15 protein-coding genes are annotated in these 8,508 nt (G+C 54.7%); 12 read left to right on the top strand and 3 right to left on the bottom strand.

All coding sequences use genetic code 11. The features are described 5' to 3' along the window. Positions 1-375: 375 nt before the first annotated feature. From MHM37_RS16920 to MHM37_RS16945, 6 genes are all read left to right on the top strand, one after another. On the top strand, positions 376-663 hold the full coding sequence (locus tag MHM37_RS16920; RefSeq protein ID WP_239284952.1) for a hypothetical protein: 288 nt from the start codon (positions 376-378) through the stop codon (positions 661-663). 15 nt (positions 664-678) lie between these two features. Further along, a complete protein-coding gene (locus tag MHM37_RS16925) occupies positions 679-993 on the top strand; it encodes a transcriptional regulator (protein ID WP_239284967.1) in 315 nt (104 codons plus the stop codon). Continuing rightward, positions 986-1,285, top strand: a complete 300-nt coding sequence (locus tag MHM37_RS16930; protein WP_239284983.1) for a helix-turn-helix domain-containing protein — start codon at positions 986-988, stop codon at positions 1,283-1,285. The genes MHM37_RS16925 and MHM37_RS16930 overlap by 8 nt, the downstream gene beginning before the upstream one ends. A gap of 118 nt (positions 1,286-1,403) precedes the next feature. Then, positions 1,404-1,652, top strand: a complete 249-nt coding sequence (locus MHM37_RS16935; protein WP_239285056.1) for a type II toxin-antitoxin system Phd/YefM family antitoxin — start codon at positions 1,404-1,406, stop codon at positions 1,650-1,652. Next, on the top strand, positions 1,649-1,855 hold the full coding sequence (locus MHM37_RS16940; protein WP_239285059.1) for a type II toxin-antitoxin system RelE/ParE family toxin: 207 nt from the start codon (positions 1,649-1,651) through the stop codon (positions 1,853-1,855). The genes MHM37_RS16935 and MHM37_RS16940 overlap by 4 nt, the downstream gene beginning before the upstream one ends. A 27-nt stretch (positions 1,856-1,882) precedes the next feature. Continuing rightward, the gene (locus MHM37_RS16945; RefSeq protein WP_239285062.1) at positions 1,883-2,863 is read left to right on the top strand and encodes an alpha/beta fold hydrolase; all 981 of its coding nucleotides are present in this window, start codon (positions 1,883-1,885) and stop codon (positions 2,861-2,863) included. A 159-nt stretch (positions 2,864-3,022) separates the two neighbouring features. Here MHM37_RS16945 and MHM37_RS16950 read toward each other — a convergent pair whose 3' ends face one another. The 3 genes from MHM37_RS16950 to MHM37_RS16960 form a co-directional block, all read right to left on the bottom strand. Continuing rightward, positions 3,023-3,277, bottom strand: coding sequence for a Txe/YoeB family addiction module toxin (locus MHM37_RS16950; protein ID WP_239285065.1), 255 nt, complete (start codon positions 3,275-3,277; stop codon positions 3,023-3,025). Beyond that, a complete protein-coding gene (locus MHM37_RS16955) occupies positions 3,274-3,525 on the bottom strand; it encodes a type II toxin-antitoxin system prevent-host-death family antitoxin (RefSeq protein ID WP_081195530.1) in 252 nt (83 codons plus the stop codon). The genes MHM37_RS16950 and MHM37_RS16955 overlap by 4 nt, the downstream gene beginning before the upstream one ends. A 163-nt stretch (positions 3,526-3,688) precedes the next feature. Then, positions 3,689-4,510, bottom strand: coding sequence for an aldo/keto reductase (locus tag MHM37_RS16960; RefSeq protein WP_239285068.1), 822 nt, complete (start codon positions 4,508-4,510; stop codon positions 3,689-3,691). A gap of 196 nt (positions 4,511-4,706) precedes the next feature. Here MHM37_RS16960 and MHM37_RS16965 point away from each other — a divergent pair, with 196 nt between their 5' ends. The 6 genes from MHM37_RS16965 to MHM37_RS16990 all read left to right on the top strand — a co-directional run bounded on the left by MHM37_RS16965 (position 4,707) and on the right by MHM37_RS16990 (position 8,426). Then, positions 4,707-5,171: an OsmC family protein gene (locus MHM37_RS16965; protein ID WP_239285071.1), complete on the top strand. Its 465-nt coding sequence runs from the start codon at positions 4,707-4,709 to the stop codon at positions 5,169-5,171. A 105-nt stretch (positions 5,172-5,276) separates the two neighbouring features. Then, a complete protein-coding gene (locus tag MHM37_RS16970; RefSeq protein WP_239285073.1) occupies positions 5,277-5,804 on the top strand; it encodes a GNAT family N-acetyltransferase in 528 nt (175 codons plus the stop codon). A gap of 22 nt (positions 5,805-5,826) precedes the next feature. Then, entirely contained in the window at positions 5,827-6,297 is a 471-nt protein-coding gene (locus tag MHM37_RS16975; RefSeq protein WP_239285075.1) for a GNAT family N-acetyltransferase, read from the top strand. 43 nt (positions 6,298-6,340) lie between these two features. Further along, the gene (locus tag MHM37_RS16980) at positions 6,341-6,769 is read left to right on the top strand and encodes a GFA family protein (RefSeq protein WP_139525308.1); all 429 of its coding nucleotides are present in this window, start codon (positions 6,341-6,343) and stop codon (positions 6,767-6,769) included. Between the two features lie 2 nt (positions 6,770-6,771). Then, entirely contained in the window at positions 6,772-7,230 is a 459-nt protein-coding gene (locus tag MHM37_RS16985; RefSeq protein WP_139525309.1) for a GNAT family N-acetyltransferase, read from the top strand. A 134-nt stretch (positions 7,231-7,364) separates the two neighbouring features. Beyond that, positions 7,365-8,426 (top strand): CHASE3 domain-containing protein, encoded by a 1,062-nt coding sequence (locus tag MHM37_RS16990; RefSeq protein WP_239297420.1) that lies wholly within the window; start codon positions 7,365-7,367, stop codon positions 8,424-8,426. The last annotated feature ends 82 nt before the right edge of the window (positions 8,427-8,508 follow it).

The following is an 8,508-nucleotide window of genomic DNA, read 5'->3' on the forward strand; positions in this document are numbered from 1 at the left end:
CACTCGGAACTGGACACCGCGCCGGACGGTCTGGCTGAACCCGGACCGGGAAGACCCGCTGGTTCAACGCGATCAGCGATTAGAAGCCGCCTGATTCCAGGTTCCAACAAGCTTGACAGGCATCGGTTCTGCACGATGATTGGCATGAAATACCAGAGGAAGATGTTGAGGCGGCAAGGCATTACTGTCAGAGAATCCTTGAAGATTTTTATGATGATCGCGAATCGGTTTTGGCGCTGTTAAGAGAAGCTGGGAGAGTTCCCGAAGAGGACCGTGAAGTTGAAACTGAAGAGAGCGAGAGCTAACAAACGCATGTTGCCGGACTGGTTTTCCGCTACGCTCCAAACCAGCCGCAAATGCGGGCGTTAAAAGTTTATGATCTATCTCATTCTTACAAAGAAAGGTTTTGAGGAGCTGGCGGGTGAGTTAGGTCGTACATCTTCTCCTGCATGGATAAATCGAGGAGTCATGAATGCTGATGAAGCTGCTAAGTTTAGGGAGGAAGGGGCAGAGATCACTCTTTTTACCTACGAACTACCACGAGGTGATATAGCGGCTTTAGAAGATGAGTTGGCTATAATGCGCAAAAAAGCGTCCAACATGTTCCGCAGCTCATGCGGGCGTTACCCTTCCAGTCGCCGCCTTGCAAAACTCCGTCAATGACGTATATTAATTGTCATGTTTACCATCATCGAAACCCCGACATTCGAAGCAGATGCCAGAAAAATCTGGATCGAGGAAGAGCGAAATGCCTTCTTCGCCTGGTTGGCAGCCAACCCTGAAGTTGGCGACCCAATTCCAGGTAGCGGCGGATGCAGAAAGGTTCGCTGGTCGGTGGCGGGTTCAGGGAAGCGTGGTGGAGTGAGAGTCATTTACTTCACCCGGTTGGCAAATGGTGAGATCTGGCTGTTGGTGATCTACAAGAAGGCCGTCAAGGAGAACATACCCGCGCATATCCTGAAGTCGATTCGTGAGGTATTGGAAAATGAGTAATGAGACCCTGAGTGCTGAGGATCTTGGCAATAAGCTGCTCCAATCAGTTAAAGAAATGAAAGCGGGCAAAGCCGCACGAGTCAGTCGTGTGGAGCCAAATGAGGTCGCAGAGGCGCGTGGCAAGACCGGCCTCACACAGCGAGAGTTTGCCGAGGTACTCCATATTTCTCCGCGCACGTTGCAGGAATGGGAGCAGGGTCGACGTAAACCTTCTGGGCCGGCAAAGGCGCTCATCGAGATTGCATTTCGCCATCCGGAGGTAATTCGGGAAGACCTCGAACTCAGGGGTTAGCAAGGTGGTCAACGGGACGCCAACTACGCTGTGCTCCGTTGTCGCCCATTACCACTGGCGTTAGCAGCTATTGCCACTCTCGAAAAGTGACACTATTAGCCTGATTCAAGGTGAGCCCATGAAAGTTGAGCTTATTACCAACCTTAAGTGCCAAGCCACGGAAAGCTTGGCTGACCTGCGCTTGTCTAAAGAGTCAGTACGGATCACCGAGCATGGTAAGCCATCCGCATACCTTGTCGATGTGCAAGATTACGAGTTCATGCAACGTCGCTTTGATTTGCTTGAAGGGCTTTCACGGGGAGAGCGTGCTGTACTTGAAGGAAGAACGTACAGCCAAAGTGAGGCCAGGGAAAAAATGAGTAAATGACTGACGTAATCTGGACGGAGCCTGCGCTTCAAGAACTGGATAGCATCGCTGAATACATTGCTCTCGATCATCCTGTTGCTGCAAGTCATCTGATCCAGGAAGTGTTTGATAAGACTGAGCGTTTGGGAGATTGTCCCCAATCAGGACGGATACCTTTTTCTCCTTTTTGCAACGTCAACGTCACGGGTGGGCTTTGGCGTTAGGCCCATCACATTGAGGGTTGTGTTCTCGTGATATTGCGCATTGCTTTTGGTTTCTTGATCCTGTTCTCGGCATCTGGATCGGCGAGCGAGACGCATGCCCCGGCGCAGCCCACCGCATCGGATGTTCGTCTGGAAACTGCCACCGGCACCCTTTTTGGTTCTCTGCTCCTGCCGCCCTCTACCGGGCCACATCCGCTTGTATTGCTGCATGCCGGTTCCGGTCCCACGGATCGCAATGGCAACAGTGCTCTCTTGCCGGGAGCAAATGACAGCCTGAAGCTGCTTGCCGAAGCACTTGCTGTGCGGGGGATCGCCTCGGTCCGCTACGACAAGCGGGGAGTGGCGGCCAGTGCAGCCGCTGCACCTTTGGAGAATGAGCTTCGCTTCGACACCTACGTAGAGGATGCCGCCGCATGGGTCCGCCAGCTTCGAACGGACTCTCGCTTTGGCACGATCACTCTGCTTGGGCACAGTGAGGGCTCATTGATCGGCATGCTCGCAGCAAAACAAGCGCGTGCGGATGCCTTCATCTCGGTTGCTGCACCGGCACGTTCCGCGCCAGAGATTATCCGCGATCAGTTGCGCCCGCAGCTTCCGGATGATCTGTGGCAGGATAGTGAGCGCATTCTCTCCGAGCTGGAACAAGGTCACACGACAGAGGGCGTGCCGCCAGCGTTGGCGTCATTGTTCCGTTCGAGCGTGCAGCCGTACCTGATCTCTTGGTTTCGGTACGTGCCGACTGAGGAAATCCAGCATGCCCCCGGCCCGGTATTGATCGTCCACGGCACTACAGACGTACAGGTCAGTCCGAGCGAAGTGGAGGCGCTCAAGCAAGCGCGTCCAGATGCAGAACTGTTGCTCGTGGAAGGAATGAACCACGTGCTCAAAATGGTTCCGGCCAATCCAGCGCAGCAAAGCGCTTCGTACTCAGACGCATCGCTGCCTGTAGCCCCACTGTTGGTGGATCACATCGTCGAATTCACTGACCGTGTGCAGCGACTACCTTAGAAGCCCAACCAGCGTTATCGCTATTAAGGCGCTCCTGCCCTGGGCCGTTGGGGCCTGATAGTGCAGGCCTTAAGTGGCTTACCCTAACAGCATCTGTTTAAGAGCTGGTTGGTGATCTTATGAGGGCCTATCCACATTGAGGGAAAGCTCAGCGCTATATCAGTAGTGATACCGAAGCTGGGCGATGAGAAGAGCGTCATCCGTGACCTTATAAACGATGCGGTGTTCTTCGTTGATTCGCCGAGACCAGTAACCAGCAAGGCTGTGTTTAAGGGGTTCTGGCTTGCCGACTCCTTCAAACGGCGCTCGTTTGATTTCTTTGATTAGCTTGTTGATTCGGTTGAGAACCTTCTTATCGGTTTTCTGCCAGTACAGATAGTCTTCCCAGGCGTTCTCGGAAAAGATGAGCTTCATTCAAGAAGCTCCTTTTCCTGACCACCTCCTTGCTCCAACTCGGCAACGGATTCCAGTAAACGGCGGGCGTTTTTGGGCGCGCGGAGGAGGTAGGCTGTCTCTTGCAGTGCTTCATAGTCTTCGAGAGAGATCATGACCACGGATTGCGCCTTATTGCGGGTGATGATCATAGGAGAGTGGTCTTCACAGACCTGCTCCATGGTTTTTGCTAGGTTGGTTCTAGCGGCGGTGTAGCTGATGGCATCCATAAAGGGTGCTCCTGTACGCGATGTTGTTAATGTACAGAATAGCGTACAGGATTGGGTTTGCCAATTGGCTTTGCCGCGTTCGGTTTTCTCCGCTTTAAAACAGCGGTTGAGCCGGTGATGCCCACGAATCGTATCCCACGCTAATCCGTTGATAGGCGCTTGCTCACACCATCATTAAGCCTTGCTTGCGTGTTGGCGGCGCGTAGGCGGCATCAATCTCTGCCAAATCCTCGTCATCGAGCCTGACCTTATCCGCATCAGCGTTCTGTTTGAGGTGATCCAGGCTCACGGCTTTAGGAATCGCGATCACGCCGAGGTGGCGCAGTGCCCAGGCAAGCGCGACTTGCGCGGTAGTGGCCCGGTGTTTGTCGGCGATGCGTTGCAGAGTAGCGTCACGAAGTAGCGCGCCGCCTTGCCCGACCGGGCAGTAGGCCATGAGCGGCATGTTGTGCTGTGCTTGCCAGGGCAGCAGGTCGTACTCGATGCCCCGGGCGTCGGGGTTGTAGAGCACTTGGTTGGTGGCGCACGCGGGCGCGTTTAGCTCTTCTAGGTCGTCAACGTCGAAGTTCGACACTCCCCAACGCCGTATCTTGCCCTGCTCGCGTAGCCGCTCAAACGCTTCCACGGTTTCACTCAGCGGGTACTGGCCGCGCCAGTGCAGCAGGTACAGATCAATCGTATCGGTGCCCAATCGGCGCAGGCTGCGCTCGCAGGCGGCTTGAACACCCTGGGTGCTGGCGTTGTGCGGGTACACCTTGCTGACGAGATACACTTCATCGCGCCGCCCGCGAATGGCTTCGCCCACGATCTCTTCCGCGCCGCCCTCGGCGTACATCTCGGCGGTATCGATCAGCGTCATGCCCAGGTCTATACCTTCACGAAGCGCCCTGATTTCAGCCTGCCGCTGCCCGGCATCCTCGCCCATGTGCCAGGTGCCCTGGCCGATGCGGGGGACGCTGATGCCGCCTAGCGCAATCGTCTGCATATCTCACTCTCCAAGTGTGATTTATAGTGTGATGCGGTTCTGACTGACCAAGGCCATCGTCGTTCGTGCTTCCATCGTAGTCGATCCGTATTGAAGGGGATAAACGAGAGAAGCTTGATGAACACAATTTTGAGATCATGTCAGAAGTTACTCATGCCGCCTTCGTGGCCGCTTTCAATACTATCGAGAAACCCAAATGGACGAATACACCGCTTGCATTCAGTGGGCCCGTGGAGCCGATGAAGCCTTTATAGATCAGCGCTATAGCCGTGGGCACGAATGGGTGTTCGATGGTGGCGTTCGCGTGCCTGCGTCGTCATCGCCTCATGTAGTGCCATTGCCCTATTCGGTCGAGGCCAACGTCGACCCGGAAGAGGCGTTCGTGGCCTCGCTCTCCAGTTGCCATATGCTGTTCTTCCTCGCCATCGCCGGGCAGCAGGGCTTTGTCGTGGAAAGCTACGTGGATAACGCGGTGGGTGTGATGGAGAAGGGTAGCGATGGGAAGATCGCCATGACCCAAGTCACGCTGCGGCCAAAGGCGGTGTTTGCAGGAGAACCGCCCTCTATTGAGGCGCTTGAGCACATTCACCACGCCGCCCATGAAAAGTGCTTTATCGCTAACTCCGTTAAGACCGATGTGGTGACCGAGATTCAGCATTAACGTCGTTAAGTCGTCGGCTGCTGGAGCGTGATATAGCAAAACGTCATGGCAGCGGTTAGCCTAAACGGTGGGTTAATCACGCTCATTGAGCATATAGGCGCAGCCATGGAAGATACCTCTAACGTCAGGCTGGCGTTGGCAGACGCATCGGCATTTGAAGCGTTCAAGCAAGAGTTAAAAGCCTCGTTTAGCGTGGCGGTGGAAGAGACGTTTGGCGCAGTGGAGGCGAGCTTGCTTCCTTCCGACACCGATATCGACAACTCTCTTACCGCGCCAGATGCCGTGGTGCATCACATACTGTTTGACGGCGTGAAAGTGGGCGGCGCGATTGTGACCATTGACGAAGCCACCCAGCACAACGCGCTGGATCTGTTCTATCTCTTACCCAGCACCCACGGGCGTGGCGTGGGCTATCGTGCCTGGCAAGCCATTGAGCAGATGTACCCACAAACGCGGGTATGGATGACCCACACGCCCTACTTTGAAAAGCGAAACATCCACTTTTATGTCAATAAGTGGGGTTTTAAAATTGTCTCTTTTTATAACCGTTATTACCCCTTGCCGGATGATGAAGAGCGGGGTAGTAAGGAGCATAAGCTTGAGTTTTTTGGCTTTGAGAAAGTCATGAGGTAAGCCTCGGAAAAAGGATTTTAAAGTGACCGTAAGAGCTGCAGAAAGAACCGATATTGCTGCCATCGCTGAGGTGTATCAGGCCTGTTTCCCCCGCGAGAAAAACCACGCCAAGTGGATAGAGGCGTCGTTTAACGCCTACCCAAGGGGCGTTTACTACGTGGTCGAAGTGGAAGGCCAAGTGCGCGGTTATATCCTTTGGTGCGTGAAGAACGGCTTTCGGGAAAAGAGCATAATCGAGCTGGAACAAATCGGCATTCACCCAGATGCGGCGGGTAAGGGGCTGGGTAAGCAGCTTATTGTGGAGTCGCTAGCGCCGTTCAAAGCTCACGTGCGCCGCCAGGGCTGCGGCGTGGGGGCGGTAATGGTGACCACCTCGGAAGGCAACTTCGCGGAGAAGCTGTATCAATCCACGCTAGGCGTCTCCCGCGCGGCGGTGATTAGTGGCTATGGCACAGGGGATGAGGTGATCTTGTATAACGCCAGCGTGGAGTAGCGCGAAAGCGGTGATGTATCAAAAATTCCTTAAGGAGAAGGAAATGAAAGGCGAGTGCCTGTGTGGGGAGGTGGCATTCACGATCGACGGTGAGCTACCGAACTTGTACCAATGCCACTGTTCGTTATGCCGCAAGGCCACCGGCGCGGCTGCCAATGCAGCCACCTTTGTGCAGGGTGAGCAGTTCAAGTGGCTGTCGGGGCAGGGAAGTATCCGTTCTTATCAGCGTGACAGTGGCTACCGAAGCGATTTTTGCGCGACATGCGGCAGCCCGGTACCCAACCAACTGCGCGGTAGCGACTGGGTGTGGGTGCCAGCAGGGTTATTAGAAGATGAGACCACTGCCCGGGTTGCCGTCCATCTTCATATGGCTTCGGCTGCCGCCTGGGAGCAGGAGGCAACCCACTGCCAGCGCTTTGATGCCTCCCCCGAGAGCCTGGAAGCGCTGTACAGCGCACTTCGCCAGGTGTGAGCATGAATGCAAACTCAACCGACTATCGCATACGCGCCTTTCAGGCAGAGGATATGGAGGCCGTGCTCTCTATTTGGCTGTCGGCGTCGGTTCAAGCGCATGATTTTATCGCGCCCCGCTTTTGGGAATCGAAGCAGGGGGCGATGCGAGATGTGTATCTTCCTGCTTCTGAAACCTACGTGGCTGAAGCATTGGGCCAGGTGGTGGGCTTTTACAGCCTTTATGAAAACACGCTAGCCGCCATTTTTGTGCAACCCAACCAGCAGGGCCACGGCTTGGGTAGTGCGCTGCTGGAAGATGCCAAGCGCCTCAGGGAGTGGCTGCAACTAACGGTGTATGCTCAGAATGTTTCTAGCGTCCGTTTTTATGAAGCGCGGGGTTTTGTGCCCATGGGCGAGCAGTTGGATGAGCACACGGGAGAGCCAGAGCTTCTCATGCGTTTCAGACGCACCTCGGCATAGTGCGACACGCTGAGAGTTTTTTTGAAAGCCGCAATATATCGCTGGGTATTCTCTATTAACTCATAGAGTTAAATGATAAATGGCGTCTAACCTGCTATAGATGAATCAATCATTGTTATAGGTTTGGTGTTCCATTGATTAAAAAACTCACCCCGCCGATACTGCGTCGTTTGCAGTGGTGTGCTCTTGCCCTAGTCGCTTTCATGTTAGCCGCCATGGTATGGCAGGGAATTCGCGTTCAGGAAGCACTGCTGGATGCCAATGCTGCCGTAAACCGGCATTTGGAGAGTATCGTTCTCATACAAGCGTTCAAATCAACGCTGCTGGATCTGGAGACGGGGGAGCGGGGTTATGTGATCACTGGTCAACCAGCCTACCTGCTTCCCTATCAGCAGGCGCGTGCCCGCTTAGCACATCAACAAGAGCAGTTGAGGCGTATTTCATTGCCCACTGGCGCCGATGATCTGTTATCGGAAGAGGTGTTGTCGTCCTTGGTCGAGCGGCGTATGCAGATAGCAGAATCCAATATCTCCGTGCGTGATACGGATGGCCTGGAAGCCGCCGCGCTAAGACTGTTGGCGGCTGGTGGACGTCAAACGATGGATCGGTTACGTGGGCATTTAAATGCGTTAGAGCAAAATGAACGCGAGCGTTTGAGTGCCCAAACCCTGCAGGCCACTCGTCAAGCCCGGCAATCCCGTTGGGTGTGGGGGGGCGGGGCAGCGGTGATTGCAGTGCTGCTGCTGGTCACAAGTTTGTCGGTAATCAATCAGTGGCGTCAGCGCCAGCGGGTCATGACCATGCAGAAAACCTTCATCTCCACGGTGAGCCATGAATTGCGCACGCCTTTGACGGTGATTCTAGGGGCATTGAGCATGCTGCAAAGCGGTGTCGGTGGCACGTTGAGTGCGGATGCGCAGCGCTTGGTCGTGTTATCGAACGATAACGGTAAGCGATTGAAAAGTTTGATCGATGATATTCTTGATATCGAGAAGCTCGAAAGCGGACAGCTCACGTTCCAGCGGCAACGCCTGCCGTTGCTTCCCTTGGTGGAACAAGCGGTAACGCTGAATCAGCCCTATGCAGAGAGTTTTTCAGTCTCGCTAGGATTTCAAACGATTACCACACACGATCACGCACCACACCGGCCAGCCATCCCCCACTGTCAAGCTAGTTGGAGTGTCAGCGGCTGTTAGACTCTGAACGATGTGGGGCGTGACGAGGTTCCGATGAAGTACTCCGACGAGCGCCGGGAAGCCATCCTCAAGAAGCTGCTCC

Source organism: Halomonas sp. MMH1-48 (assembly GCF_022348105.1).
Classification (GTDB): Bacteria; Pseudomonadota; Gammaproteobacteria; order Pseudomonadales; family Halomonadaceae; genus Vreelandella; species Vreelandella piezotolerans.